This window comes from Rhodoplanes tepidamans (assembly GCF_030813915.1).
GTDB classification, from domain to species: domain Bacteria; phylum Pseudomonadota; class Alphaproteobacteria; order Rhizobiales; family Xanthobacteraceae; genus Rhodoplanes; species Rhodoplanes tepidamans.
Genome location: NZ_JAUSUJ010000008.1, coordinates 40,294 through 65,999 on the forward strand (window position 1 = coordinate 40,294; position 25,706 = coordinate 65,999).

Genomic DNA, 25,706 nt, shown 5'->3' on the forward strand with positions numbered 1-25,706 from the left:
CCGTACGGCCATGTGCAAGCAATCCAACGACATTACGCCCAGCTCGCGGCCTCGATGCATAGCCCGCATGCTCCCGCGGAGTCAGCGTCCGTCCGGGGTGCGGGTGCCGGCCCAGGCGTCGCGCACCTGATGATAATGGGTGACCGGATCGTAGATCGAGGTCGGCAGCCCGAGCACCACGGGCGACAGCCGACCGACCGCCGCCAGCAGCGTATAGGAGGCCACCACACGGTCACGCTGCGCCGTCACCAGGGCGACGCGGGCGTTGACGAGCTCCTGCTGGGCGTTGAGGACGTCGAGCGTGGTGCGCTGACCCACCCGCGCCTCCTCGCGCACGCCGTTGAGCGCGATCTCGGCCGCCGAGACCTGCGCCTGGGTCGCCTCGATCTGGGCCTTGGCGGCATCGAGCTGGCCCCAGGCCTGCACGACGTTCGCCTGGGCCTGGTCGCGCGCCGTCTCCAGGTCGAGCCGCTTCTGCCCGAGCGTCTCCTTGGCGGAGCGGATCTGGGCGTAGTTGGCGCCGCCCTGGTAGAGCGGCACCGTGAGCTGGCCGACCACCGAGGCGGTCGTCTGATTGTTGACGGTCGGGCTCGAGTCCCAGGCCCGCTGCAGGCTCGCCTGTGCGGTCAGGGTCGGCAGAAGGGCGCCCTCGTTGATCCTGACCTGCAGGGCCTGCACGTCGATGCCGAACATCGCCGCGGTGACGTTCGGGTTCTGGGTGCGGCCGCTGTCGATGGCGGCCGGCAGCACCCGCGGCGACAGCCGGTCGACCGGAGTGGCCGCCGCGAGCTTGCCGGGCTCGACCCCGATCACCTGCCGGTAGGTCGCCTTCGAGGCCGTGTAGTTCGATTCGGCCGCCGAGACCTGCGAGCGGCCGGCGGCGAGGCGCGACTCGGACTGGGCGACGTCGGTGCGCGTCACCTCGCCGACCGCGAAGCGGTCGCGGGTCTGGCGCAGCTGCTCCTGCAGCACCTCGACGTTGCGCCGCTGCAGGTCGAGGATCGCGGTGTCGCGCAGCAGGTTCATGTAGGCCGTGGCGGCGTTGAGCAGGACGTTCTGCTCGATCAGCCGCAGCGTCTCGCGCGCCGCCGACACCTGGCCCTCCGCCTGGCGGACCCGGTTGCCGGTCTGGTAGCCGTTGAACAGCGTCTGCGTGCCGGTCAGGCCGACCGAGCGCGGCATGAACGTGTCCTCGAGCGAATAGGCCTGGCCGCTGCTGACGCCGTCGTACTTGGTCCAGGTCTGGCCGACGCTGGCGGTGGCCGAGACGCTCGGCCGGTAGCCGGACAGCGCGGTCGGAACGTTCTCGTCGGTCGCCCGGACGATGGCGCGCTGGGAGTTGAGCTGCGGGTTGTTCTGGTAGGCCTGGGACAGCGCGCCCGGCAGCGTATCGGCCAGGGTCGCGCCGGCGGCCCCGGCCACTGCCGTGGCGAGCACCGCTGCGGCGAGCCTCTGCCGATTGGTCGTCGCCCCTGCCATGGTCTACCCCGACTTCCTGGAACACCTGAAACGAGCCACGCCGCCGACACGACGCCATGGTGGGTACACAATAAAAACCGAGTCCCGCCGTGGAAACCCCGGCGGGAAAAAAGATGCCCGGTGGCGCATTCGCGCCACAGCCCGGCTAGTTTGAATTTACTTCAGAAAACAAAGGCCGGCGGCTTCGCGAAGGCGGGCAGCGCCGGGATGCTGGCGTCGAACACGGGGATGCCGCTCGGCTCCCGGTTCACCGAACGATAGAGAATCGCCTCGCCCGGAACCTTGGTGGCGACGACCGCGATCAGGCGTCCGCCCTCGGCGAGCTGGGCGAGCAGCGCCGGCGGCACGGAATCGACCGTCCCGTTGACCAGGATCGCATCGTAGGGCGCGGCCTCCGGCCAGCCCGCCTCGAGCGGCCCGGCGACCACGCGGGCGTTGGCGACGCCGGCGGAGGCGAGCAGCCGGCCGGCCGATTCGGCGAGCGCCGGGGTCTCCTCGAGCCCCACCACCTCGGTGACGAGACGCGCCAGCACCGCGGTCGAGTAGCCGGTGCCGCAGGCCAGGTCGAGCACCCGGTCGGTCTCCGCCAGCTCCAGGGCCTGGATCATCCGGGCCAGCACCATCGGCTTGATCAGGCAGCGGTCGGGCTTGCCGTGGGCGACCGGCGCGACCGGCAGGTCGCCGTCCATGTAGGCGAGCGCCGCCTTGGCGGCCGGGACGTAGTGCTCGCGCGGCACATCGAGGAGGGCGTCGATCAGGCGACGATCGGTGACGCCGTTGGGGCGCACCTGGTTGTCGACCATCTTGCGGCGTGCGGCAGCGAAATCCATGGGCGCGGCTCCGCTTGCGTCCCCGGCCGGACGCGGATGGCCGGTGTTGTGGAACACGGCCCCGCAAAAGGCAAGGCGACCCTGCCCTGCTCGCCCGCCCCTCCCCGGCGGAACCGTCGCCGGCGAGGCCCGGTCGCCCGGCGCCTGCGATTCGGTCATGCTGGACCGATCGACCATGGAGCGCGCATGACTTGGCTGGCCGATCTGGTGGCGGCGCTGGAACCGCTGATCCGAAGCTACGGGGCCGGCGCCGTCTCGGTGATCATCCTGCTCGAATCGTTCGGGATGCCGCTGCCCGGGGAATCGATGCTGCTGTTCGCCGCGGCGCTGGCCGGCCGCGGCGAGCTGTCCCTGCCGACCCTGATGCTGGGGGCGTGGATCGGTGCCGTCCTCGGCGACAACATCGGCTACCTGATCGGGCGCCGGGGTGGGCGGGCGCTGGTGCTGCGCTTCGGCGGACGGGTCGGGCTCGACGCGGCGCGGCTCGCCAGGGTCGAGGCGGTGTTCGCGCGCTGGGGCCCGCTGACCGTGGCGGGGGCGCGGTTCTTCGCCGTCCTGCGCCAGCTCAACGGCATCGTCGCCGGCACGCTGGCGATGGAGTGGCGGCGGTTCCTCGTCTTCAACGCGATCGGTGCGGCGCTGTGGGTCGGGCTCTGGATGACGCTCGGCTGGCTGGTCGGCGAGCACGCCGCGGCGCTGCTGGCCGCGGCCCGGCGCTTCCGGCCCGCCCTCGTCGTCGTCGTCGCGCTCGTCGCCGCGGCGGCCGGCGCCGTCTGGTGGCGACGCCGGGCGGGCTGACGCGGCCCGGTTCAGCGCAGGAACGGGTTCGTCTGCCGCTCGTGCCCGATGGTCGAGGTCGGCCCGTGCCCGCAGACGAAGGCGACGTCGTCGCCGAGCGGCAGGATCTTCTCGGTGATCGAGCGGATCAGGGTGTCGTAGTCGCCGCCCGGCAGGTCGGTGCGGCCGATCGAGCCGCGGAAGAGCACGTCGCCGACCAGGGCGAAACCCTGGCTGCGATCCACGAAGGCGACGCTGCCGGGCGAGTGGCCGGGACAGTGCAGGATGTCGAGCGTCAGCTCGCCGACCGACACGGTGTCGCCCTCGTCGAGCCAGCGGTCCGGCACCAGGTCGCGGGCCGGGATGCCGTAGCCGCGGCCGGTCTCGGCGAGGCGCTCCAGCAGGAAGGTGTCGTCGCGGTGCGGGCCGGTGACCGGCACGCCGAGGCGCTCCCTGAGCTCGGCGGCGCCGCCGGCATGGTCGATGTGGCCGTGGGTGAGCCAGATGCCCTCGACCGCGATGCCGGCCTTGGCGATCGCGTCCTCGATGGCGTGCAGCTCGCCGCCGGGATCGACGACGACGCCCGTCCTGGTCGTGTCGCACCACAGCAGCGTGCAGTTCTGCTGGAACGGCGTGACGGGAACGATGGCGGCACGGGCGCGGGTCATGAACGGTCCTTGCTCGGTCTCTCCGGCGCGGCGGCACGATCGACGAGCCACACGACCGGTCCCATCGACCGGACCCGCGCGGCGGGCAGATCGTCGCCCGAAAGGACGCGCGAGAGCGCCGGACGCTTGTCGGATCCGGCGACGATGAACAGCAAGGCGCGGCTCGACGCAAGCGCCTGCAGGGTGAGACTCACGCGCGCCACGTGCGGCGGATGCCCGGCCTCGTCGACGCCGACCACCCAGCGCTCCGTCTCCTCCACCCCGGGCTGCCCGGGAAACAGCGAGGCGACGTGGCCGTCCGCCCCCATGCCGAGCAGGACGAGGTCGAACAGCGGCCGCGACGGATCGAGCCGGCCGGCCCCGTACCAGGCGGCGAGCGTGCGGGCATAGGCGTCGGCCGCCGCCTGCGGCGTCGCCGCCGCGGTCGGCACCGCATGGATGCGCTCGGCCGGCACGCCGAGCGGCTCCAGCAGGGTCGCCCGGGCCTGGGCGGCGTTGCTCAGCTCGTGCCCGGCCGGCACGAAGCGCTCGTCGCCGAAGAACCAGTCGAGGCGGTCGACCGGGATTTTGTCGCGCAGCGGCGGCGCCGCGAGCGCCCGATGGACGGGCCCGATGGTGGACCCGCCGGTGAGGCAGACGGCGCCGCGCGGCCCGACGGTCGCGAGGATGGCCGCGATGCGCCCGGCGGCGGCGGCGACGAGCGCGTCGCGGGTTTCGAATATGGTGAAATCCCGCGCTGTCATGAGTGCGCGTCCGAACCGCGGCGCGCTCGCCCTGGGCCACCCCCCTCCCGTCGCGCATGGCGCGAAGCCCTCCCCCACGAGGGGGGAGGGAGCCGGCTGGGTCTCGCGGCTGCGCCATCAGTCATGGCCACACGCTCTCCTGAGGACGCCCTGATTGATAATGGATCATCTGATAACAAAGCATCTGACGACGGATCGGTAGGAGATCAAACCGATCATTTGAACTTCTGAGCCCGCGGCTCCAGCGGTCCCTCCCCCCTGGTGGGGGAGGGACAGGGAGAGGGTGAGCCCCGGCGAACAGACTCCCGATATGCCCGGCACAATCGAGCAGCCCATCGTTATCCGCAGATCGGGCGCCAGCGGCGGCCGTGGTCGCCGATCAGCTGGTGGGCCTCCTCGGGTCCGTCGGTGCCGGCCTTGTAGAAGGCGAGCCCGTCGGAGCCGGCCTGCGCCCAGGCGTCGAGGAAGGGCTGCACGGCGCGCCAGCCGGCCTCCACCCCGTCGGCCCGCTGGAACAGGATCGCGTCGCCGATCATGCAGTCGTAGATCAGCGTCTCGTAGCCGGTCGACGGCGCCGCCTCGAAGTGGTCCTTGTAGCGGAACGTCATGTCGACCCCGTCGATGGCGACCGACGGGCCCGGGACCTTGGCGTTGAACTGCAGCGCGATCCCCTCCTCCGGCGCGATCCCGACGGTGAGGAAGTTCTCGGCCAGATGCTCGACCGGCATGTGGCGGAACATCGACAACGGCGCCTGCTTGAACTTGATCGCGATCTCGCTGCGCCGGGCGCACAGCGCCTTGCCGGTGCGCAGGAAGAAGGGCACGCCGGCCCAGCGCCAGTTGTCGATCGTCAGGCCGAGCGCCACGTAGGTCTCGGTGGCGCTCCCGGGCGGCACGTCCGGGGTGGCGCGATAGTCCGGGATGTCCTCCCGGCCGACCCGGCCGGCGAGGTACTGGCCGCGCACCGAGCGGCGCAGCGCCTCCTCCGCGGTGTCGATCTTGATCTCGTCGAGCACGGCGGCCTTGGCGCCGCGCACCGAGCGGGCGTCGAACCGCGACGGCGGCTCCATCGCGACCAGCGACAGGAGCTGGAACAGATGGTTGGGCACCATGTCGCGCAGCGCGCCGGTGGCGTCGTAGAATTTTCCGCGCCGGCCGACCGGCAGCGTCTCGGCCACCGTGATCTGCACCTGGTCGATGTGGTCGCGGTTCCAGATCGGCTCGAACAGGCCGTTGGCGAACCGCATCACCATGATGTTCTGCACCGTCTCCTTGCCGAGATAGTGGTCGATGCGGAAGATCTGGTGCTCCTCGAACACCGCGAGGAGCTCGCGGTTGAGCGCCTGCGCCGAGGCCAGGTCGGTGCCGAACGGCTTCTCGACGATGAGGCGCCGCCAGGCGCCGTTCTCCTCGGCGGCGAGCCCGGTGCGGCCGAGCGCGCGGGCGATCGGCGCGAAGGCGGTCGGCGGCGTGGCGAGATAGAAGAGCCGGTTGCCGCGGGTGCCGCGGCGCGCCTCGATCTGCCGCAGCCGCTCGCCCAGCCGGTCGAACGACGCGTCGTCCTCGGGGCCGCCCTGGACATAGGTGACGCAGGCGAGCAGACGCTCGACCACGTCCGGCTCGACCTTGCGGGTGGCGAACTTCCCCAGCGCGTCGCGCAGCCCGGCGCAGAACGCCTCTGTGGTCATCTCGCCGCGGGCGACGCCGACGATGGAGAACGCCTCGGGCAGCAGGCCCGTCGCGGCGAGATTGTAGAGGGCCGGCACCAGGAGCCGGTGGGTCAGGTCGCCGGACGCGCCGAACACCACGAAGCAGCACGGATCCGCCGGGGGAACGATCCGTGCGCCGTTCTTGGCCGTCACGCCTCGGCCTTCGGCGCGAGGGGAGCCGCGGCGAGGGGAGCCGTCGCGAGGGCCTTGGGCTCGATATGGCCGCCGAAGCCCTGCCGCATCGCCGAGAGGATCTTCTCGCCGAAGGTGTGATCGCGTCGTGATCTGAAGCGGGCATAGAGGGCCGCCGACAGCACGTCGGCCGGCACCGCCTCGTCCACGGCCGCCATGATGGTCCACCGCCCCTCGCCCGAGTCCTCGACATAGCCCGTGTAGTCGCCGAGCTCGGCATCGCGGGTGAGCGCCGCGGCGGTGAGGTCGAGCAGCCACGAGGTGATCACGCTGCCGCGCCGCCACGTCTCGGCGATGTCGGTGAGGTCGAAGTTGAAGCGCTCCTCCTTGGGCAGCGCCTCGCTGCCGGCGTTCTTGAGGATGTCGAAGCCCTCGGCATAGGCCTGCATCAGGCCGTACTCGATGCCGTTGTGGATCATCTTGACGAAATGTCCGGCGCCGCTCGGCCCGGCGTGCAGGTAGCCGCGCTCCGGCCGCGTGTCGCGGCCCCCCCGCTGCGGCGTCGCCGGGATGTCGCCGGCGCCCGGAGCCAGGGTGGCGAAGATCGGATCGAGCCGCTTCACCACCTCCTTCTCGCCGCCGATCATCATGCAGTAGCCGCGTTCGAGGCCCCAGACGCCGCCCGAGGTGCCGACGTCGACATAGTGGACGCCGCGCTGCTTGAGCCAGCGGGCGCGGCGGATGTCGTCCTTCCAGAAGGTGTTGCCGCCGTCGATGACGATGTCGCCGGCGGCGAGCAGCCCCGACAGCGTCTCGATGGTGCTCTCGGTGATCGGGCCGGCCGGGAGCATCACCCAGACGACGCGCGGCGCCTCGAGCTTCTTCAGCAGATCCTCGATGTCGGTGGCGCCGACGGCGCCGTCGGTCACCAGCGCCGAGACGGCGCGCGCGTCGCGATCCCAGACGGCCGCCGTGTGGCCGTCCCGCATCAGGCGGCGCACGATGTTGCCGCCCATCCGTCCGAGCCCGATCATCCCGATCTGCATCGTGTTCTCCTTCTCCATCAGGCTGGTCGTTGCGGGGCGCTGCGGCGCAGCGAACCCGGAATCCAACCACGAATGCCGAGCGTGCCGCTGGATTCCGGGTTCGCGGACCTCTGGTCCGCGCCCCGGAACGACGAAGCGTAGAGCCGTGGCTTCAGCTCAGCGCCTTGTCGACCGCCGCGGCCAGCGAGGCGAGGCCGGCCGTCACGTCGGTCTTGATGTGGATGCGCAGCGCCCGGCGGCCGCGCTCGGCGAGCACGCCGAAGTCGCCACGCGCCTGCGCCGCCTTGACGATGCCGAAGCTGGCGCTCTGCCCCGGGATCGGCAGGTCCGGATGGTCGTCCGCCGTGATCTGCAGCACGACGCCGGTGTCCGGGCCGCCCTTGTAGGCCTGGCCGGTGGAGTGCAGGAAGCGCGGCCCGAAGCCGACGCAGGTGGCGACCTTCCGGCGGGCCCGCACGGCGAGCCGCATCGTCTGCAGCGTGCCGACATGGGCCGGGCTGCGGCACAGATAGGCGAGCAGCGCGACGTAGTCGCCGGGCTTCACCCGCGAGAAATGGGCCTTCAGCCAGCTCGCCGGATCGGCGTCGGCGCCCATGGCGCGCAGCGCCTCGGCGTTCTTCGGATCGGTGAAGACGTCGAACGACCCGCTCGACGCCACCGGCGTCTCGGCCGGCAGCCGGCCGGCCGCCTCGAAGGCGGCGGTGAGCTCGCGGGTCTTGATCTTCGACGCCTCGACGTCGGGCTGGTCGAACGGGTTGATGCCCAGCACGGCGCCGGCGACCGCGGTGGCGATCTCGAAACGGAAGAACTCCTGGGCGATCTCGGCACGGTCGCGCAGCACGATGCGGACGATCGGGTGGCCGGCCTGCTCCAGCGCCCGGATCTCGGCGTCGTGCGGCGAGGCGGCGTCGGAGACGAGCCGCAAGTCGACGAAGACGCGGTCGCTGCCGTAGTGGGACGGCGAGGCCAGCGGCTCGCCGTCGACCGGGATGATCGCCTTGCCGTTCTTGCCGGTCGATTCGGCGACGAGCTGCTCGGTCCAGGCGCCGAAGTCGGCGAGTGCCGGCGAGGCCAGCATCGTCATCTTGTCGCGGCCGGCCCGGGCGGCGAGGCCGAGCAGCAGGCCGAGCTGGACGCCCGGATTGGCGGCCGGCGGCACGTCGGGCCCGCAGGCGTGCACCATCACGTCGGCCGAATCGAGGAACGCCGCGACGTCGATGCCGGCCGCGGCGGCGGGCACCAGCCCGAACGGCGACAGCACCGAGTAGCGGCCGCCGATGGTCGGCTCGCCGTGGAAGATCCGTCGGAAGCCGTCGCGCTGCGCCACCTTCTCCAGCGACGAGCCCGGATCCGTGACCGCGACCACGTGGCTGCCGGCCCTGTCGCCGACCGTCTGCTTCAGCCGGTCGAAGAAGTAGGCGAGCATCACGTTCGGCTCGGTGGTCGAGCCCGACTTGCTCGACACAATGATCAGCGTGGTGGCGAGCGTCACGGCCGCCTCGGTCGCCCGCACCTGCGCCGGGTCGGTGGAGTCGAGGATGCGCAGCTTCGGGAATCCCGGCTGCGGCCCGAAGGTCTCGGCCAGCACCTCGGGGCCGAGGCTCGATCCGCCCATGCCGAGCAGCAGCACGTCGGTGAAGCCGGCCGCCTTCACGTCGGCCGCGAAGGCCTGGTAGTCGGCGAGCTTCTGCCGGCCGTCGGCCGTGCTGGTCAGCCAGCCGAGCCACTTCGCCTCGTCGGCGTTCGTCCAGACGCTCGCGTCCTTCGCCCACAGGCGACGGATCGTGCCGTTCGCCCGCCACGTCTCGGCCGCGGCCGAGACCGCCTTGGCGAGGTCGGCCTCGGCCGCGATCGTCTGGCGGTTCATGCGGTCGCCCAGCACCGTGGCGCGCTTCAGCGCGACGGCGGCGAGGAGCTTGTCGGCGGCGTCGGCGAACAGCGTGACGCCCTCGGTGACGAGCTGGTCGGTGACGGCGTCGAGCGAGATGCCGATGCGGTCCAGCGTGGCGAGGGCCGCCTCCGCCTCGTCGACGCTCCGTTCGAGCGTCGCGGCGGGCGTGCCATGGTCCCGGAAGGCGTCGAGCGTCGCCGGCGGCACCGTGTTGACGGTGTCGGGGCCGATCAGCTCGTCGACATAGAGCACGTCGCTGTAGGCCTTGTTCTTGGTGCCGGTCGACGCCCACAGGAGCCGCTGCGGCCGGGCGCCCTTGGCGGCGAGCGCCTTCCACCGGTCGCCCTCGATCATCAGCTTGTAGCTGCGATAGGCGAGCTTGGCGTTGGCGATGGCGATCTCGCCGAGCAGCTCCTCGATCCGCGACTTCTCCTCGGGGTCGTTGGCGGCGGCGGCCTTCTCCGCCAGCAGCGCGTCGACCGCGGTGTCGATGCGGCTGACGAAGAAGCTCGCGACGCTCGCCACCTTCGACACGTCGCCGCCCCTGGCGGCGAGGTCCTCCAGCCCGGCGATGTAGGCCTCGGCGACCTCCTCGTAGACGCGGCGCGCGAACAGGAGCGTCACGTTGACGTTGATGCCCTCGCCGATCAGCGTGCGCACCGCCGGGACGCCCGGCGCCGTGCCCGGCACCTTGACCATCAGGTTCGGCCGGTCGACGTCGGCCCACAGGCGCCGCGCCTCGGCCACCGTCGCCTCGGTGTCGAGCGCCAGATAGGGCGACACCTCGAGGCTGACGAAGCCGTCGGCGCCGCCGGTCTCGTCGAAGACCGGGCGCAGCACGTCGGCCGCCTTGCGGATGTCGACGACGGCGAGGCTCTCGTAGAGGTCGATCACGCTGCGGTCGCCCTGCGCGAGGGCGGCCCGGATGGCGTCGTCGTACTCGTCCGAGCCGGCGATCGCCTTCTCGAAGATCGCCGGATTGGAGGTGACGCCGCGGATCCCGTCCTCCGCCACCAGGCGGGCGAGATCGCCCTTCTCGACGAAGCCGCGGGCGACGAAGTCGAGCCACACGGCCTGGCCCTGGGCGTGCAGCGCTTTCAGTGAAGACATAGTCCTGATCCACGGTTACGGGTGGCCGGCCGGGGAGCGCGGGCGGACCGGGGTCCGCCGGCGCCGGGCCGGCGCGGAGTCGGTTCGATCTTAGACCTTCGGGCGGAGCCCACAACGATCCCGGCGCGACGGCCGCCGTGGATCGCCGGACCGGCAGCTCGGACCGGTATCTCGGCCCTGTGGCCGGGATGCGACGGACGGGACGCGGCGGTGCGGACGATCACGGCCCGGCCAGCACCGCCTCGAGCGCCCGGGCGAGACTTTCCGAACGGAACGGCTTCTGCACGACGGGCCGGTCGGCCCAGGCGGGCGACAGGCCGTCGACCCCGTAGCCGGTGGTGAAGACGAAAGGGATGCCGCGCTCGCGCAGCCGCTCGGCGACCGGATAGACCTCGACGCCGTCGAGATTGACGTCGAGCACGGCGACGTCGGGACGGTCCTGGTCGAGCGCCGCGAAGGCGTCCTCCAGGCAGGCGACGTTGCGCACGACGTTGCAGCCGAGCTCGCGCAGCATGTCCTCGATGAGGAACGAAATGATCGCCTCGTCCTCGACGATGAGGACGTTCAGACGATCGAGGTTCGGCAGAGACGCGTCTGCGCTTTCGTCCGACATCAGCCCGGCGTCGACGACAATGGAATGTCCATTGTACATCGCAGCCCGGCGGAAGCCCAGTCAAGCACGGCGGTCCCGTGCAGCTGCCGGGCGAGCCCGTGGCGGACCAGCCGGCAGCCGAAGCCGGCATGCTCCGGCGCCGTCACGGGGGGCCCGCCCTGCTCCTCCCAGACCACCCGCACGGTCGGCACCTCGCCGCGGTCCTCGACCGTCCAGGTCACGGCCACCTGGCCGGCGGGAACCGAGAGCGCGCCGTATTTCGCAGCGTTGGCGGCGAGCTCGTGGAACACCAGCGAGAGCGTGAGCGACGCCTGGGCGCCGAGCCGGATGGTGTCGCCACCGACCCGGAGCCGGTCGGGGCGGCCGCCGCAGCTCGGTTCCACGGCGCTCTCGATGATGGTCGCGAGGTCGATCGGTTCCCACCGGCCGCGGGTGAGCTGGTCGTGCGCCCGGCTGAGCGCGACGAGCCGGCCCTCGAAATCCTCCTGCACCTGGCGCGAGAGGCCGCATTTGCGGATGGTGTGATCGGCGAAGGACTGGACGGTGGCCAGCGTGTTCTTGACGCGGTGGTTGAGCTCGTTGAGCAGCGTGCGCTGCTGGTGGTCGGCGCGCTTGCGTTCGGTGATGTCCTGGAAGCAGCCGACCGCCCCCAGCACGGCGCCGTCGTCGCCGGTGATCGGCTCGATGTTGGCGAGCACGATGGCGCGGCCGCCGTCGGAGCGCTCCAGCACGATCTCGCGGTCGCGCACCGGCTGGCCGGTCCGCATGAACTGGCCGACCGGCGTGTCGACGAGGCCGAGATGGTGGCGGGCCGGATCGGTGTCGCGGACCGGGCGCGGCGGCCAGACGGCCGGCGCGTCGTCGGCGACACGCGGCGAGCGGCCCCACATCTCGGCCGCCCGCCGGTTGCAGTGAACGATCACGCCGGCGACGTCGCAGAGATAGGCCGCGACCGGCAGCGCGTCGAGCATCTCCTTCCAGGAATTCAACTTTCCGGACGCGATACAGGTCGTGCCGCCGCCGGCGGCGGCGGACGTCAAAGCGGCATCCATGGGGTGACCTTCACGGGGGCGCAATCCTGGCGAAAATGCGATCGCGCTCCCAACGCGCCACGCGGCGAATGGTTCCACCCACCGAGACACCGCTCCACGCGGACTAGTCTCATTCGGCGGGAACGATGCGCGGGCCGGCCGGGCGCTCCGAGGGCGGCGCGCCGAGATCGCCGTCGGCCTCGCGGCCGATCTCGCTGCGCCACGGCCGCCACCATTCGAGCCCGACCAGCACGGCCGCCAGCACGGCCGCCAGCGCCAGCGCGCCCGACCAGTAGGGAATGCCGAGCAGGTCCGAGAAGGTGATCTTGCCCTGCCCCTGCCCCAGGAAGGTCGTCTTCAGCCACGGCTCGGCATAGGAGAACGCCACCGCGCCGGCGAGACCGCCGATCAGCGTGAAGATGGCGTCGCGATAGCCGGCGCCGATCTGGGCCAGCGTCGTGCCCGGGCAGGCGCCGGCGAGGGCGATGCCGGTGCCCAGGATCAGGCCGCCGACCACGTCGGCCGCGTAGAGCGCCGCCTTGGGCTGCAGCTTGACGATGCCGAGGCCGTTGAGGACCGCCAGCACCACGGCACCGGTGGCGACCGCGGTGAGGAACATCTTGAGCATGATGAAGGTGCGCATCTGCATCTGCCCGACGATGATGCCGGGCTCGAACACCCGGCCCTTCTCGAGCAGGAAGCCGAACACGATGCCCATGGCGAGACCGACCGGGACGGCGACGAACAGCGACATGGCGAACTCCTTCTCTCGGATCGTCCGGACGGATCAGATGCGGCGCATCAGCAGCATCGCGGTGGCGATGCCGCCGACGAACATGGCGGCGACCGCCACGGTGGAGCCGACGCCGAGCTGGGCGACGCCGGAGAGCCCGTGGCCCGAGGTGCAGCCGTCGGCGAGCCGGGCGCCGAACAGCATCAGGAAGCCCGCCACGAAGGCGACGGCGTAGCGCACGCTGCGCGAGGACGTGCCGAGCGCCCGCGCCCAGATCGGCGACACGCTGCGGCGCAGCGAGCCGGACAGGAGGGCCGACAGGAAGGCGCCGATGGCGACGCCGACGACGAGCGCGACCTGCCACCAGTTCTTGGCCGTCGCGGTGACGTGCTTGGCGACGTAGTCGATCGTCAGGATCGACGGGTCGATCCAGCCGGCGATCGTGCCGCCGACCGTGACGAAGGAGGACGAGGCGCCGAGCGCCGTGTCGATCAGCAGGAAGGCCGGGATCTGCAGGAGGCCGATGAGCACTCCGGCGACATAGGGCGACCAGGCGCGGTCGGTGAGCGAGATCATGAACGCCTCCGGGGGAGCCAAGGCGCAGGCCGTGCGCCGCCCGGACACTTTGTCATATTCGCATTTACGAAATCAATAGCCCGCCGCGCCGGGGCCGATCGCGGGACGGCGGCCGGCGGCCCACCGGCCGCGCTGCCCGTCAGGGCGACGGCGGCAGCCGGACGCCGAGGCTGCGGTCGAGACCGTCGGTCGGCGAGCGGCCGAGGCGCAGATGCGCGCCGGCGGCGTCGCGGGTCTCGGTCGAGACGCGCAGGCGCCCGACCGCGAGCGTGACACGCGCCACCGTCGCACCCTCGATGCCCTCCCCGGTCTCGGCCGAATCCATTCTGGAATCGCGCATCGTCGAACCGCGCATGATCATCTCCCCACGCGCGCATGAGCATGCGCGCGCCCCACCGTCGCAGATTGTCCGGGAGCCGGCGCGGGCAACGCCTCACAACGTCTCGACACGCCCGAGGACCGGCAGCGACCACGTTACCGGGTCGTCAATGGTTCGTTAATCCGTTCGAACGCGATTCGTAAGACCACGCAACGCGATTGCATGATCGATCATCACGCGCCGCAACGGTCGTGGTCGCGAACGCAGGTCGCGGCGATCGCCGCCGCGCCTGCCCGGACCCCGGCGGCCGTCCGCTTCAGTCCTCGTCCGGGGCGTCCTCGATCGGATCGTAGCGGGTCGCGTCGAAGCCCAGCAGATTGAAGGATTGCAGCATGTGCTGGGGCAGCGGCGCGGTGACGTCGATGACCCCCTGGCGCGGATGCGGGATCACCAGGCGGCGCGCCATCAGGTGCAGCCGGTTCTGAATTCCGCCCGGCAGCTGCCAGTTCTCGATCGAGAAGTATTTCGGATCGCCGACGATCGGATGACCGATATGCGCCATGTGGGCGCGCAGCTGATGGGTGCGCCCGGTGACCGGCTTGAGCGACAGCCAGGCGAGCTGGTGGGCCGCCGTCTCGACCACGGCGTAGTAGGTGACGGCGTGAGTCGCGCCCTCCTCGCCGTGCTTGGCGATCCGCATGTAGCTCTCGTCCTCGCGCTCCTCCTTGGCCAGGAAGGTCGAGATGCGCCCCTGCCGCGGCTTCGGCACGCCGGCGACCAGCGCCCAGTAGACCTTGCGGGCCTCGCGCGACCGGAAGCTCTTGGCGAGCGTCGAGGCGGCGAAGCGGGTCTTGGCGATCAGCAGGCAGCCGGCCGTGTCCTTGTCGAGGCGGTGGACGAGCCGCGGCCGCTGGCCCTTGGCGTCGCGCAGGGCGTCCAGCATCCCGTCGACATGGCGCGTGGTGCCCGAGCCGCCCTGCACGGCGAGCCCGAACGGCTTGTCGAGGACCATCACGTCGGCGTCCTCGAACAGCGTGATGGACTTCAGGAACGCCCGCGTCTTCTCCTCGGCTTCGGAGCCGCCGGCGGTCTTCGGCGCGTCGAGCCGCAGCGGCGGCACCCGCACCGCCTGCCCGGCCTCGAGCCGGTCCTTGGTGTCGACCCGCTTGCCGTTCACCCGCACCTCGCCCTTGCGGACGATGCGCTGGATGTGACTGAAGGACAGGCCCGGGAAGCGCGCCTCGAAGAAGCGGTCGACCCGCATGCCGTTCTCGTCGTCCGTCACCGTGACGGTCTGGACGGCGGTCGGCGGCGGCGCGGCCGTGTCGGCCTCGACCTCGGGCTCGCGCCCGGGTGCCGCGGCGGCGCGCGGCCGCGCGCGGTCGCTGCCGGCGCGGTCCGGCCGCGCCGGTCCGGGCCGCGGACGGTCTCCGCGGGCCTGCGCGCCGCGGGCCCGGTCCTCACGAACCGGAGCCTCCCGGGCCGACTCGTCACCGATCGGCTCGTCGCCCTCGACGAGGCGGCGCTGCTTGCCGGTCTTGACGAAGCGCCGGTCGGGCGCCCGCTCGTCCTTGTTGCGGCCGGTGCGCGGACGGTCGTCGCGGCGGAACTGGCCGTAGACGCGGCCGCCCTGCGCCTCGTCGCGATCCCGGCGCGGCCCGCGGCCCGGCTCGCCCGTCGCCCGCTTGCCGCCGAACCCCGCTCCGCCGGGCCGCTTCGCCCCGCGGGCGCCCTTCGGCTTGTCGCCCGGCGCCCCGGCGAACTTGCCGCCGGAGACCTTTCCCGGGCCGCCTGCGCGGCCACGTCCCGGCTCGGCGCGGCCGGGCCGGCCGGCACGGTCGTGATCGCGCGGGCCGGAGATCCGTCGTCCGCCGCCGGGCTGCCGCGGCCCACCGCTTCCTCGTGCCATGTTCTACCTCGGATCGGGTGAATGCGGGGACGCGAGCGGCGCCGCCCGGACAACCTCGCGACCGCTCGGGCCGGACCGATGCCGAGACCCGAGGCGACGATGCCTTGCTGTTGGACGCTGGTGTCGCGAATTTCCGCGCCGTGAGCAAGCGCCGGAATATCCGACCGACCGCCGGCGCCGGACCGGCGCAGGCCGCCCGGGCCGGCACAGCCCCTCGTCTCGTCGGCCCGCCGGCGCTAAGATCGCCACGATGCGCCCCCGTATCCTCCCGGTCGCGACCCTCGACATCCCCCGGGCGCGGCGCCTCTGGCTCGCCGCCCAGCGCCTCGACCGCCGAACCCCGTTCGGCGGCGACGCCGCGGCGACGCGCCTCGCCGTCGAGCATCTCGGCTATGTGCAGATCGACACGATCAACGTGATCGAGCGCTGCCATCATCACATCCTCTACACCCGCATCCCGGACTACCGGCGCGCCCACCTGCAGCAGGCGCAGAGCGTCGACAGGAGCGTGTTCGAGTACTGGACGCACGCGCTGTCCTACGTCCCGACCCGCGACATGCGGTTCTTCACCGCCGCGATGAAGCGGCATCGGGCGTCGCCGGGCGGATGGTTCGGCAGCGCGACCCCGCAGGACATCCGCAGGATCCTCGCCCGGCTGCGCAGCGAGGGGCCGCTGACGATCCGCGACATCGACGACGACGTGCTGGTGGACAAGATCCATCCGTGGGCGAGCCGCAAGCCGTCCAAGCGCGCGCTGCAGATCGCCTTCTATTCCGGCCTGGTGACCATCGCGGCCCGCACCGGGATGCTGAAGACCTACGAGCTGATGGACCGCCATTTCGGCCGGGACCGGCTGCCGCGCCCCGCCTCGGAGCGGGACACGCTCGCCTACCGGCTCGACCGCGCCCTGCGCACGCAAGGTGTCGTCAGCCTCGATTCGGTGTGCCATCTCGACGCCGCGAGCAAGCCGGCGGTGCGGCGCCTGATCGAGACGCGTCTGCGCCGGAAGGAGCTGGTGCCGGTCGTGCTCGCCGGCGCCGAAAAGGTCGAGCACTGGGCCCGCCCCGACACGCTCGAAGCCGCGCCGGACGGGGCCGAGCCGACCGTGCACCTGCTGTCGCCGTTCGATCCGCTGGTGATCCAGCGCCGGCGGCTGACGCTGTTCTTCGGCTACGAGCACCGGTTCGAGGCCTACGTGCCGAAGGAGAAGCGCGTGCTCGGCTACTTCGCGCTGCCGGTGCTGGTCGACGACGCCGTGGTCGCCGCGATCGACCTCAAGACCGACCGGCAGGCCGGCAGGCTCCTGGTGCAGCGATGGACCTGGGTCGGTCGCGGCACGGCGCGGGCGCACAAGCGCCGGATCGAGGAGGAGCTGCACCGGTTCGAGCGCTTCCAGCTCGCCCGCGAGGAGCCGGAGGTCAGCCCCGCTCCTTCCGTAGCTTCGCCCACCACTCCAGGCGCTTCCTGATCTCGCGCTCGAAGCCGCGCTCGACCGGGCGGTAGAAGCTCTGCCGCCCGAGCGCCTCGGGGAAGTAGTCCTGGCCCGAGAAGGCGTCCGGCGCGTCGTGGTCGTACTGGTAGCCGGCCGCGTAGCCTTCCTGCTGCATCAGCTTGGTCGGCGCGTTGAGGATGTGCTTGGGCGGCAGCAGCGAGCCGCCCTGCTTGGCGGAGCGCATGGCGGCGCCGTAGGCCTTGTAGGCGGCGTTCGACTTCGGCGCCGTGGCGACGTAGATCACGGCATTGGCGATGGCGAGCTCGCCCTCCGGGCTGCCGAGGAAGTCGTAGGCGTCCTTGGCGGCGTTGGCGACGACCAGCGCCTGCGGATCGGCGAGCCCGATGTCCTCCACGGCCATGCGGACGATGCGGCGGGCGAGGAAGAGCGGATCCTCGCCGGCGTCGACCATGCGGCAGAACCAGTAGAGCGCGGCGTCCGGATCGGAGCCGCGCACCGCCTTGTGCAGGGCCGAGATCAGGTTGTAGTGGCCGTCCTGGATCTTGTCGTAGATCGGGGCGCGCCGCTGCACGATCTCCTGCAGGGTCGCGACGTCGAACACCTCGCCGGCGCGGGCGGCGCGCCACACCTCCTCGGCGAGCGTCAGCGAGGCGCGGCCGTCGCCGTCGGCCATGCGCACCAGCGCGGCGCGTGCCTCCTCGTCGAGCGGCAGCGTGCGACCCTCCACGGCCTCGGCGCGGGCGAGAAGCTTCTCGATCGCGGCGGGATCGAGCGAGCGGAACACCAGCACGCGGGCGCGCGACAGAAGCGCGGCGTTGAGCTCGAAGCTCGGATTCTCGGTGGTCGCGCCGACCAGCACGACTGTGCCGTCCTCCATCACGGGCAGGAAGGAGTCCTGCTGGGCGCGATTGAAGCGATGCACCTCGTCGACGAACAGCAGCGTCCCCTGCCCCGTCTCGCGCCGCTCACGGGCGGCGTCGAACACCTTCTTCAGATCGGCGACGCCCGAGAACACGGCCGAGATCTGGACGAACTCCAGGTCGGTCGCGTGCGCCAGCAGGCGCGCCACCGTGGTCTTGCCGGTGCCGGGCGGCCCCCAGAACACCAGCGAGCCGAGCGAGCGCGTCTCGATCATCCGGGTCAGCGCGCCGTCGGGCCCGAGCAGGTGGTCCTGCCCGACCACCTCGGCAAGGCTCTGCGGCCGCAGCTTGTCGGCGAGCGGACGCGGCGCGTCGTGCTCGAGGCCGGCGGCCGCGAACAGCGAGGGGGACTCGGGCTTCTTGGCGCGGGGGGCCATGTGCTCTTCCCGACCGGACGAGCGCCGGTCGCGGTCGCCGTTTATCCGCCGAACACCACCGAGATCGGCTTGCCGTCGCGCAGGATGGTGATGCGCCACAGCCGGAACTGCTGGCCGGCGGCCCGCTCGAGGTCGCGGCTGGAGACGATCTTCTCGCCGTTGATCGCGATCACCACGTCGCCCTTGCGGAAGCCGAGGCCGCGCGCGGTCGAGTTCTCCTGCACCTCGACCACGGCGCATCCCTGCAGCGTGACGTCGAGGCGCAACTCCTCGGCCAGCGCCGGCGAGAGGTTCGCCGCCTTGACGCCCTGGAACGGCGAGCGGGTCCGGATGAGGCGCTCGTCGCGCGGCCCGTCGGGCACGTTCTCGAGCGGAATGGCGACCCGGATCTCGCGACCGCTGCGCAGCACGCCGAGCTGGGTCTGGCCGCCCGTCGCCTTCATGGCGAAGCGGTAGTCGAAGGCGTTGGGGTCGTCGACCTCGGTGCCGTCGATGGCGACGATCAGGTCGCCGGTGCGCAGGCCCGCGCGGTCCGCCGGGCTCTTCGCCACCACGGTGCCGACCAGCGCGCCGGCCGGCCGCTTGAGCCCGAACGCCTCGGAGATCTCCGCCGTGACGGCCTGCAGCTTGGCGCCGAGCCAGGGCCGACGCACCACGCTCGACCCGCCCTGCGCCGAGGCGAGGACCACCCGCACCATGTTGGCGGGAATCGCGAAGCCGATGCCCTGCGAGCCGCCGGAGCGTGAGAAGATCGCCGTGTTGACGCCGATCAGCCGCCCCGACAGGTCGACCAGCGCGCCGCCCGAGTTGCCCGGATTGATCGCGGCGTCGGTCTGGATGAAGAACTGGTAGTCGGTGATGCCGACCTGGGTGCGGGCGACCGCCGAGACGATGCCGTGCGTCACGGTCTGGCCGACGCCGAACGGGTTGCCGATGGCGAGCACCAGGTCGCCGACCGCGAGACCGTCGGAATCGCCGAACGAGATCGCCGGGAACTGCTCGCCGGCGTCCTTGAGCCGCAGCACCGCCAGGTCGGAGCGTGCGTCCTTCAGCACGATCTCGGCCTCGAACTCGCGCTTGTCGGCGAGCGAGACCTTCACCTGGTCCATGTTCTCGATGACGTGGTTGTTGGTCATCACGAGGCCGCTCGGATCGACGATCACGCCGGAGCCGAGCGAGCGCTGCACCTGCTCCTGCGGGCGGCCGCCGAAGAAGCGGCGGAACACCGGGTCGTCCATCAGCGGATGCCGGTTCTCGACGATGCGGGCCGCGTAGACGTTCACGACCGACGGGGTGACACGCTTCACCACCGACGAGAAGGACAGCTTCATCTCCTCGGTCGAGGACGGAACCCGGGTGTTCTGGGCCGCGGCCGGCATGGCCGCGAACGCGGCCAGAAGAACGGCGGCCAACCCCAGGCCCGGACGCACGAAAGACGGCATGGCGCGACTCCTCGTCGAAAGCCCGCGAACCATAGAGCCTCGAACCGCTCAAATGAAGGGCCGCGCACCTCGATGCGTCGCCCGCCGCCGCCCGCCCGCCCGGGTCGGCCGGGTCGGGCATCGCGCGGCGGCGCGAAGACCGCTTCCACCGGACGCCGACTACTCGCGGGGCGGCAGGGTGCGCAGATAGGCCACCATGGCGTCGAGGTCGGCCTGGGTCATCCGGGCGTACATCCCGTAGCCCATCGGCGGCTTGAGCCGGGTGCCGTCGCGCGAGATGCCGTGGGTGATGGCGCGCTTGATCTCGGCGTCGCTCCACGCGCCGAGCCCCTTCTCCGGGTGGGACGTGATGTTGCGCGAGACGGCGACGCCCCACGGGCCCTTGAACTCCTGCCGCCCGGTCCCGACGGCCGAGAAGTCCAGCCGCCCCCTGTCGCGCGGCGTGTGGCACTCCATGCAGTGGGCGATGGTCACCAGATACTCGCCGAGCTTCACCTTGTCGGCGAGCGAGGCCGGATCGGCCGGCTTCTCGGCTCCCGGAAAGGCCTCGCGTTCGAACGCCGCCCGGTAGACCGGCGCCTCGACCTTGGTGGGCGAGGACTTCAGGCTCCGCAGATAGACGACGATCGCGCGCGCATCGGCCGGGGTCAGCACGCCGTAGAACCCGGTGGGCATCGGCGGCGCGAGCGGGATGCCGTTCGGCCGCACGCCCTCGCGCAGCGCCTTCTCGATCTCGGCGTCGCTCCAGGCGCCGATGCCGTTGGTGCGGTCCGGGGTGATGTTGGAGCCGCGCACCCGGAAGGCCGGCGTGTCGAAGACCGGTGTCCCGCCGCTGAACGCCCGCGCCATGTCGGGCCCGTTCGGGCCGATCGGCGTGTGGCAGTTGTGGCAGGTCATCACGGTCTCGACCAGGTAGGCGCCGCGCTCCACCGCCGTCTGGGGCTGCGCCTGTGCGCAGGCCGTACCGATCACCATCGCCGCCAGCGCCAGGCCGGCCGTCCGTCCGAGCATCGTCTTCTCCCCTGTTCCGCTATGGTCGATTTGTGCGGCTTATGGGAGAGACGTTCGAATATTCCTCCGCCGGCGTCCACAAGGGCGGATCCGCGACGGGCGCCGCGCGCCGGCGCGGCCGCCCACGGACGACAAACGCGCCACGGACCGGGTCCGGGCGCGTCTCTCTGAGCGAAACGAGTCGACGGGACCGGCGCGCCCGCAAGCGCGCCGTGCGGCGATCAGGCCGCCTCGGCCTCGCCGCCCTCGGCGGTCGGGCCCGAATCCTTGCCCTTGGCGGTGACGTCGCGATCGACGAACTCGATCACGCCGACCGGAGCCGAATCGCCGTAGCGGAAGCCGGCCTTGAGGACGCGGGTGTAGCCGCCCTGGCGGTCCTTGTAGCGCGGGCCGAGCACGTCGAAGAGCTTCTTGACCATGGCGACGTCACGCAGCTCGGCGATCGCCTGGCGGCGGGCGTGCAGGTCGCCGCGCTTGCCGAGCGTCACCAGCTTCTCGACGATCGGACGCAGGTCCTTCGCCTTCGGCAGGGTGGTGACGATCTGCTCGTGCTTGATCAGCGCCGCCGCCATGTTGGCGAACATGGCGCGCCGATGCTCGGAGGTGCGGTTGAGCTTCCGGTGGGCGGAGCCGTGGCGCATGGTCGTATCCTCTTCCTGTCGGTCATTCCGGACGCCGCGCAGCGGCGATCCGGAATCCAGTCACATATCTAGGCGCCTGGGGCTTGATTCCGGGTTCGCGCCTGCCGGCGCGCCCCGGAATGACGGCCTCAGTAGTGATCCTCGAAGCGCTTGGCGAGCTCCTCGATGTTCTCGGGCGGCCAGCCGGGCACTTCCATGCCGAGATGCAGGCCCATCTGCGCCAGCACCTCCTTGATCTCGTTGAGCGACTTGCGGCCGAAGTTCGGCGTCCGCAGCATCTCCGCCTCGGTCTTCTGAACGAGGTCGCCGATATAGACGATGTTGTCGTTCTTCAGGCAGTTGGCGGAGCGCACCGACAGCTCAAGCTCGTCGACCTTCTTGAGGAAGGCCGGCGGGATGCCGCCGAGGTCGTCGGCCAGCAGCATCGGCTGCTCGGCCCGCTTCGGCTCCTCGAAGTTGACGAAGACGTTGAGCTGATCCTGCAGGATGCGCGCCGCGTAGGCGAGCGCGTCCTCCGGGCTCACGGCGCCGTTGGTCTCGATCGACATGGTGAGCTTGTCGTAGTCGAGGATCTGGCCCTCGCGGGTGTTCTCGACCTTGTAGGAGACCTTCTTGACCGGCGAGTACAGGCTGTCGACCGGGATGAGGCCGATCGGCGCGTCCTCCGGCCGGTTGCGCTCGGCCGGCACGTAGCCCTTGCCGGTGTTGACCGTGAACTCCATGCGGATCTCGGCGCCCTCGTCGAGGTGGCAGAGGATCAGCTCGGGGTTGAGGATCACCACGTCGCCGACGGTCTGGATGTCGCCGGCGGTGACGACCGCCGGGCCCTGCTTCTTCACCACCATGCGCTTCGGGCCTTCGCCCTGCATCTTGATGGCGATGTCCTTGATGTTCAGCACGATGTCGGTGACGTCCTCGCGCACGCCGGCGATCGAGGAGAACTCGTGCAGCACGCCGTCGATGTGCACGGACTGCACGCTCGCCCCCTGCAGGGACGACAGCAGGATCCGGCGCAGCGCGTTGCCGAGCGTCAGTCCGAAGCCGCGCTCGAGCGGCTCGGCCACCACGGTCGCCAGGCGCTTGGGATCGGCGCCCGGGGTGATCTGCAGCTTGTTCGGCCGGATCAGCTCTTGCCAGTTCTTCTGAATTGTCACGTCATCACCCATCGGTAGGTGGCGCGGGGGAATTTACGCCGCGCGTCCCGCTCCGCCCGCGGGACGAAAATGGCGGCGACGGACCGCAACGGTCCGCCGGAGCGATGAATCCGTCAGACGCGCCGACGCTTGCGCGGCCGGCAGCCGTTGTGCGGGATCGGCGTCACGTCGCGGATCGACGTGATGGTGAACCCGGCCGACTGCAGCGCACGGAGCGCCGACTCGCGGCCCGAGCCGGGGCCGGCGACCTCGACCTCGAGGGTCCGCATGCCGTGCTCCTGGGCCTTGCGGGCGCAATCCTCGGCGGCGATCTGGGCCGCGTAGGGGGTCGACTTGCGCGAGCCCTTGAAGCCCATCGTGCCGGCCGACGACCACGCGATCGCGTTGCCCTGAGCGTCCGTGATGGTGATCATCGTGTTGTTGAACGACGCGTTCACGTGCGCGACGCCGGAGGCGATGTTCTTGCGCTCGCGGCGGCGGACGCGGGTGGCTTCTTTTCCCATTGTCGACCCTTCTGCGGCCAGGCTGGCGCGCCCGGCCCGTCAAGTATCCCTGAGGCCTGCGGCTCTCGCTTACTTCTTCTTGCCGGCGATCGGCTTCGCCGGGCCCTTGCGGGTCCGCGCATTGGTGTGGGTGCGCTGGCCGCGCACCGGCAGGCCGCGCCGGTGGCGCAGGCCGCGGTAGCAGCCGAGATCCATCAGCCGCTTGATGTTCATGGAGACCTCGCGCCGCAGATCGCCCTCGACGAGGTAGTCGCGGTCGATCACCTCGCGGATCTGCAGCACCTCGTTGTCGGTCAGCTGCGACACGCGGCGCTCGACCGGGATCCCGACCTTCTCGACGATCTCCTGGGCCTTCGCGGCCCCGATCCCGTGGATGTACTGCAGACCAATGAGCACGCGCTTATTGGTCGGAATGTTGACGCCAGCGATACGGGCCAAGGCCGCAGCTCCTTCTTCCCCCGGCTCAGGCCGGTTAAAACGAATCGGTCTCCGCGCCGCCGATAAGCGCGAAAACGACGCCATTCCCCGACCTCCGGGGCGCGGCGCCGTCCATGAGTTCTTCCGACTGGGAACGCAGTATGTACGGATTCCGAGGGAACCCGTCAACCTCTGCGCGCCCTGCCGGCGCCTGCCCGGGCCTGCCCGGCCGGCCGATGCCGGTCCGGACCGTCCCGGTCAGCCTTGGCTTACCGCCGCCGGGGTGGATCGGCTGTCCCCGACTGCTGCCTTCAGCACCGCGTCGATCGCCCGGCTGACGTCCGCGATGGGCGCCATGCCGTCGATCGTCCGCAACTTTCCCTTGCCCTCGTAGTACGCCGCGAGCGGCGCCGTCTGGGACCGGTAGGCCTCCAGCCGGGTCTTGAGGGCCTCGGCATTGTCGTCGGCCCGCAGGGGCTCGCCCCGGGCCGTCATCTCGCGCACCCGCTTCTCGACCCGGTCGAGCAGCGCCTTCTCGTCGACCTTGAGCTCGACCACGGCGTCGAGCGACAGGCCCTTCTCGGCCAGCATCGTCTCCAGTGCCTCGGCCTGCGGAACCGTCCGCGGGAAGCCGTCGAGGATGAAGCCGTTGGCGGCGTCCGGCTCGCTGATCCGGTCGGCCACGATGGCGACCACCACGGCGTCCGGGACGAGCTCGCCGCGCGCCATGATGTCCTTGGCCTTCAGCCCGACCGGGGTGCCGGCCTTGACGGCGGCCCGCAGCATGTCCCCGGTCGAGAGCTGGACGATCGACCAGGCCTGGACCAGGTGCTGGGCCTGGGTGCCCTTGCCGGCGCCCGGCGGTCCGAGAAGGATCAGTCTCATCGACGTCGACCTCTCAGCTTGGACTTCTTGATCAGGCCCTCGTACTGGTGGGCCAGCAGATAGCCCTGGATCTGCGCGACCGTGTCCATGGTGACGCTGACCACGATCAGGAGCGAGGTGCCGCCGAAGTAGAACGGCACCGCGGCGTAGGAGATCAGGATCTCCGGGATCAGGCAGACCACCGCCAGATAGGCGGCGCCGACCACGGTGATGCGCGACAGCACGTGGTCGATGTACTCGGCGGTCCGCTCGCCCGGACGGATGCCCGGGATGAAGCCGCCGTGCTTCTTCAGGTTGTCGGCCGTCTCGGTCGGGTTGAACACGATGGCCGTGTAGAAGAAGGCGAAGAACACGATCAGGCCGATATAGAGCACCAGGAACAGCGGACGGCCGTGGCCGAGCTGCGTCGTGATGATGTTCAGCCACTCCGGCCCCTGCCCCGCGTTGAGGTTGGCGACCGTGGTCGGCAGCAGCAGCAGCGACGAGGCGAAGATCGGCGGAATGACGCCCGAGGTGTTGAGCTTCAGCGGCAGGTGCGAGGTCTGGCCCTCGAACATGCGGTTGCCGACCTGGCGCTTGGGATACTGGATCAGCAGCCGGCGCTGGGCCCGCTCCATGAACACGATGAAGCCGATGACCACCACCGCCATGACCATGATCAGCAGGATCACGCCGGTCGACAGGGCGCCCTGGCGGCCGAGCTCGAACATGCCGACCAGCGCCCCGGGCAGCTCCGCCACGATGCCGGCCAGGATGATCAGCGAGATGCCGTTGCCGATGCCGCGCGCCGTGATCTGCTCGCCGAGCCACATCAGGAACATGGTGCCGCCGGTCAGGGTGATGACCGTGGAGATGCGGAAGAACCAGCCCGGATCGGTGACCACCGAGCCCGCCCCCTCCAGCCCGACCGAGATGCCGTAGGCCTGGAAGACCGACAGCACGACGGTGAGATAGCGGGTGTACTGGTTGATGACCTTGCGGCCCTGCTCGCCTTCCTTCTTGAGGTTCTCCAGCGTCGGCGAGACCGTGGTCAGCAGCTGGATGATGATCGAGGCCGAGATGTACGGCATGATGTTGAGGGCGAAGATCGCCATCCGGTGGATGCCGCCGCCCGCGAACATGTTGAACATGCCGAGGATTCCGCCCGCCTGCGTGCGGAAGATCTGCTCCCACTGGCCGGGGTCGATGCCCGGCAGCGGGATGTAGGTGCCGAGCCGGTAGACCAGCAGCGCCCCGAGCGTGAACCAGATACGCTTCTTGAGCTCCTCGGCCTTGGCGAGGGCCGAGAAGTTGAGATTGGCTGCCAGTTGCTCTGCTGCAGAAACCATGTCGAGGCT

General features: G+C 71.0%; 24 protein-coding genes. 2 read left to right on the plus strand and 22 right to left on the minus strand.

Features of this window, described 5'->3' with window-relative positions:
* Positions 1 to 81: 81 nt before the first annotated feature.
* A complete protein-coding gene (locus tag J2S22_RS11295) occupies positions 82 to 1,479 on the minus strand; it encodes a TolC family outer membrane protein (RefSeq protein ID WP_272777799.1) in 1,398 nt (465 codons plus the stop codon).
* A 161-nt stretch (positions 1,480 to 1,640) separates the two neighbouring features.
* Positions 1,641 to 2,309, minus strand: a complete 669-nt coding sequence (locus J2S22_RS11300) for a protein-L-isoaspartate O-methyltransferase family protein (RefSeq protein WP_272777798.1) — start codon at positions 2,307 to 2,309, stop codon at positions 1,641 to 1,643.
* Between the two features lie 186 nt (positions 2,310 to 2,495).
* On the opposite strand from J2S22_RS11300, the gene J2S22_RS11305 reads away from it, so the two are divergent.
* On the plus strand, positions 2,496 to 3,107 hold the full coding sequence (locus tag J2S22_RS11305; protein WP_272777797.1) for a DedA family protein: 612 nt from the start codon (positions 2,496 to 2,498) through the stop codon (positions 3,105 to 3,107).
* An 11-nt stretch (positions 3,108 to 3,118) separates the two neighbouring features.
* Here J2S22_RS11305 and J2S22_RS11310 read toward each other — a convergent pair whose 3' ends face one another.
* The 11 genes from J2S22_RS11310 to J2S22_RS11360 form a co-directional block, all read right to left on the minus strand.
* Positions 3,119 to 3,754 carry an MBL fold metallo-hydrolase gene (locus tag J2S22_RS11310; protein ID WP_272777796.1) on the minus strand — a complete coding sequence of 212 codons (636 nt, stop codon included), beginning with the start codon at positions 3,752 to 3,754 and terminating at the stop codon, positions 3,119 to 3,121.
* A complete protein-coding gene (pgl, locus tag J2S22_RS11315) occupies positions 3,751 to 4,497 on the minus strand; it encodes a 6-phosphogluconolactonase (RefSeq protein WP_272777795.1) in 747 nt (248 codons plus the stop codon). The genes J2S22_RS11310 and pgl overlap by 4 nt, the downstream gene beginning before the upstream one ends.
* Positions 4,498 to 4,835: 338 nt before the next feature.
* The gene (gene zwf / locus J2S22_RS11320) at positions 4,836 to 6,359 is read right to left on the minus strand and encodes a glucose-6-phosphate dehydrogenase (protein WP_272777794.1); all 1,524 of its coding nucleotides are present in this window, start codon (positions 6,357 to 6,359) and stop codon (positions 4,836 to 4,838) included.
* Complete coding sequence (gnd, locus tag J2S22_RS11325) at positions 6,356 to 7,384, minus strand: phosphogluconate dehydrogenase (NAD(+)-dependent, decarboxylating) (protein WP_272777822.1); 1,029 nt, start codon at positions 7,382 to 7,384, stop codon at positions 6,356 to 6,358. The genes zwf and gnd overlap by 4 nt, the downstream gene beginning before the upstream one ends.
* Before the next feature lie 151 nt (positions 7,385 to 7,535).
* Positions 7,536 to 10,385, minus strand: coding sequence for a bifunctional transaldolase/phosoglucose isomerase (locus tag J2S22_RS11330; RefSeq protein ID WP_272777793.1), 2,850 nt, complete (start codon positions 10,383 to 10,385; stop codon positions 7,536 to 7,538).
* A 220-nt stretch (positions 10,386 to 10,605) separates the two neighbouring features.
* Positions 10,606 to 10,998: a response regulator gene (locus tag J2S22_RS11335; protein WP_272777792.1), complete on the minus strand. Its 393-nt coding sequence runs from the start codon at positions 10,996 to 10,998 to the stop codon at positions 10,606 to 10,608.
* On the minus strand, positions 10,998 to 12,050 hold the full coding sequence (locus tag J2S22_RS11340; RefSeq protein ID WP_272777791.1) for an HWE histidine kinase domain-containing protein: 1,053 nt from the start codon (positions 12,048 to 12,050) through the stop codon (positions 10,998 to 11,000). Before J2S22_RS11340 ends, J2S22_RS11335 begins: the two co-directional genes overlap by 1 nt.
* 109 nt (positions 12,051 to 12,159) lie before the next feature.
* A complete protein-coding gene (locus J2S22_RS11345) occupies positions 12,160 to 12,783 on the minus strand; it encodes a YeeE/YedE thiosulfate transporter family protein (RefSeq protein ID WP_272777790.1) in 624 nt (207 codons plus the stop codon).
* Positions 12,784 to 12,816: 33 nt separating this feature from the next.
* Positions 12,817 to 13,338, minus strand: a complete 522-nt coding sequence (locus J2S22_RS11350; RefSeq protein WP_272777789.1) for a YeeE/YedE thiosulfate transporter family protein — start codon at positions 13,336 to 13,338, stop codon at positions 12,817 to 12,819.
* A 139-nt stretch (positions 13,339 to 13,477) separates the two neighbouring features.
* Complete coding sequence (locus J2S22_RS11355) at positions 13,478 to 13,693, minus strand: hypothetical protein (protein WP_272777788.1); 216 nt, start codon at positions 13,691 to 13,693, stop codon at positions 13,478 to 13,480.
* Positions 13,694 to 13,973: 280 nt separating this feature from the next.
* A complete protein-coding gene (locus J2S22_RS11360) occupies positions 13,974 to 15,155 on the minus strand; it encodes an RluA family pseudouridine synthase (RefSeq protein ID WP_272777821.1) in 1,182 nt (393 codons plus the stop codon).
* Between the two features lie 661 nt (positions 15,156 to 15,816).
* On the opposite strand from J2S22_RS11360, the gene J2S22_RS11365 reads away from it, so the two are divergent.
* Entirely contained in the window at positions 15,817 to 17,034 is a 1,218-nt protein-coding gene (locus tag J2S22_RS11365; protein WP_272777787.1) for a winged helix-turn-helix domain-containing protein, read from the plus strand.
* Here the strand turns inward: J2S22_RS11365 and J2S22_RS11370 are convergent.
* From J2S22_RS11370 to secY, 9 genes are all read right to left on the minus strand, one after another.
* Positions 16,985 to 18,316: a replication-associated recombination protein A gene (locus tag J2S22_RS11370; protein ID WP_272777786.1), complete on the minus strand. Its 1,332-nt coding sequence runs from the start codon at positions 18,314 to 18,316 to the stop codon at positions 16,985 to 16,987. The two genes, J2S22_RS11365 and J2S22_RS11370, sit on opposite strands and share 50 nt — an antisense overlap.
* Before the next feature lie 41 nt (positions 18,317 to 18,357).
* Positions 18,358 to 19,758: a Do family serine endopeptidase gene (locus J2S22_RS11375; protein WP_272777785.1), complete on the minus strand. Its 1,401-nt coding sequence runs from the start codon at positions 19,756 to 19,758 to the stop codon at positions 18,358 to 18,360.
* Between the two features lie 159 nt (positions 19,759 to 19,917).
* Positions 19,918 to 20,769 carry a c-type cytochrome gene (locus J2S22_RS11380; RefSeq protein ID WP_272777784.1) on the minus strand — a complete coding sequence of 284 codons (852 nt, stop codon included), beginning with the start codon at positions 20,767 to 20,769 and terminating at the stop codon, positions 19,918 to 19,920.
* A gap of 221 nt (positions 20,770 to 20,990) precedes the next feature.
* Positions 20,991 to 21,410, minus strand: a complete 420-nt coding sequence (gene rplQ, locus J2S22_RS11385) for a 50S ribosomal protein L17 (RefSeq protein ID WP_272777783.1) — start codon at positions 21,408 to 21,410, stop codon at positions 20,991 to 20,993.
* 128 nt (positions 21,411 to 21,538) lie between these two features.
* A complete protein-coding gene (locus tag J2S22_RS11390; protein ID WP_272777782.1) occupies positions 21,539 to 22,576 on the minus strand; it encodes a DNA-directed RNA polymerase subunit alpha in 1,038 nt (345 codons plus the stop codon).
* A gap of 101 nt (positions 22,577 to 22,677) precedes the next feature.
* Positions 22,678 to 23,067 (minus strand): 30S ribosomal protein S11, encoded by a 390-nt coding sequence (gene rpsK, locus J2S22_RS11395; protein ID WP_111355850.1) that lies wholly within the window; start codon positions 23,065 to 23,067, stop codon positions 22,678 to 22,680.
* A 69-nt stretch (positions 23,068 to 23,136) separates the two neighbouring features.
* Entirely contained in the window at positions 23,137 to 23,505 is a 369-nt protein-coding gene (gene rpsM / locus J2S22_RS11400; protein WP_272777781.1) for a 30S ribosomal protein S13, read from the minus strand.
* A gap of 237 nt (positions 23,506 to 23,742) precedes the next feature.
* Entirely contained in the window at positions 23,743 to 24,369 is a 627-nt protein-coding gene (locus J2S22_RS11405) for an adenylate kinase (RefSeq protein ID WP_307155828.1), read from the minus strand.
* Positions 24,366 to 25,697, minus strand: coding sequence for a preprotein translocase subunit SecY (gene secY, locus J2S22_RS11410; RefSeq protein ID WP_272777780.1), 1,332 nt, complete (start codon positions 25,695 to 25,697; stop codon positions 24,366 to 24,368). Before secY ends, J2S22_RS11405 begins: the two co-directional genes overlap by 4 nt.
* Positions 25,698 to 25,706 lie beyond the last annotated feature (9 nt).

Excerpts from the sequence above, each read along its gene's own strand:
- J2S22_RS11295 (WP_272777799.1), bottom strand. The coding sequence starts at position 1,479 with ATGGCAGGGGCGACGACCAATCGGCAGAGGCTCGCCGCAGCGGTGCTC.
- J2S22_RS11300 (WP_272777798.1), bottom strand. The coding sequence starts at position 2,309 with ATGGATTTCGCTGCCGCACGCCGCAAGATGGTCGACAACCAGGTGCGC.
- J2S22_RS11305 (WP_272777797.1), top strand. The coding sequence starts at position 2,496 with ATGACTTGGCTGGCCGATCTGGTGGCGGCGCTGGAACCGCTGATCCGA.
- J2S22_RS11310 (WP_272777796.1), bottom strand. The coding sequence starts at position 3,754 with ATGACCCGCGCCCGTGCCGCCATCGTTCCCGTCACGCCGTTCCAGCAG.
- pgl (WP_272777795.1), bottom strand. The coding sequence starts at position 4,497 with ATGACAGCGCGGGATTTCACCATATTCGAAACCCGCGACGCGCTCGTC.
- gnd (WP_272777822.1), bottom strand. The coding sequence starts at position 7,384 with ATGCAGATCGGGATGATCGGGCTCGGACGGATGGGCGGCAACATCGTG.
- J2S22_RS11330 (WP_272777793.1), bottom strand. The coding sequence starts at position 10,385 with ATGTCTTCACTGAAAGCGCTGCACGCCCAGGGCCAGGCCGTGTGGCTC.
- J2S22_RS11335 (WP_272777792.1), bottom strand. The coding sequence starts at position 10,998 with ATGTCGGACGAAAGCGCAGACGCGTCTCTGCCGAACCTCGATCGTCTG.
- J2S22_RS11340 (WP_272777791.1), bottom strand. The coding sequence starts at position 12,050 with ATGGATGCCGCTTTGACGTCCGCCGCCGCCGGCGGCGGCACGACCTGT.
- J2S22_RS11345 (WP_272777790.1), bottom strand. The coding sequence starts at position 12,783 with ATGTCGCTGTTCGTCGCCGTCCCGGTCGGTCTCGCCATGGGCATCGTG.
- J2S22_RS11350 (WP_272777789.1), bottom strand. The coding sequence starts at position 13,338 with ATGATCTCGCTCACCGACCGCGCCTGGTCGCCCTATGTCGCCGGAGTG.
- J2S22_RS11355 (WP_272777788.1), bottom strand. The coding sequence starts at position 13,693 with ATGCGCGGTTCGACGATGCGCGATTCCAGAATGGATTCGGCCGAGACC.
- J2S22_RS11365 (WP_272777787.1), top strand. The coding sequence starts at position 15,817 with ATGCGCCCCCGTATCCTCCCGGTCGCGACCCTCGACATCCCCCGGGCG.
- J2S22_RS11370 (WP_272777786.1), bottom strand. The coding sequence starts at position 18,316 with ATGGCCCCCCGCGCCAAGAAGCCCGAGTCCCCCTCGCTGTTCGCGGCC.
- J2S22_RS11375 (WP_272777785.1), bottom strand. The coding sequence starts at position 19,758 with ATGCCGTCTTTCGTGCGTCCGGGCCTGGGGTTGGCCGCCGTTCTTCTG.
- J2S22_RS11380 (WP_272777784.1), bottom strand. The coding sequence starts at position 20,769 with ATGCTCGGACGGACGGCCGGCCTGGCGCTGGCGGCGATGGTGATCGGT.
- rplQ (WP_272777783.1), bottom strand. The coding sequence starts at position 21,410 with ATGCGCCACGGCTCCGCCCACCGGAAGCTCAACCGCACCTCCGAGCAT.
- J2S22_RS11390 (WP_272777782.1), bottom strand. The coding sequence starts at position 22,576 with ATGGGTGATGACGTGACAATTCAGAAGAACTGGCAAGAGCTGATCCGG.
- rpsK (WP_111355850.1), bottom strand. The coding sequence starts at position 23,067 with ATGGGAAAAGAAGCCACCCGCGTCCGCCGCCGCGAGCGCAAGAACATC.
- J2S22_RS11405 (WP_307155828.1), bottom strand. The coding sequence starts at position 24,369 with ATGAGACTGATCCTTCTCGGACCGCCGGGCGCCGGCAAGGGCACCCAG.
- secY (WP_272777780.1), bottom strand. The coding sequence starts at position 25,697 with ATGGTTTCTGCAGCAGAGCAACTGGCAGCCAATCTCAACTTCTCGGCC.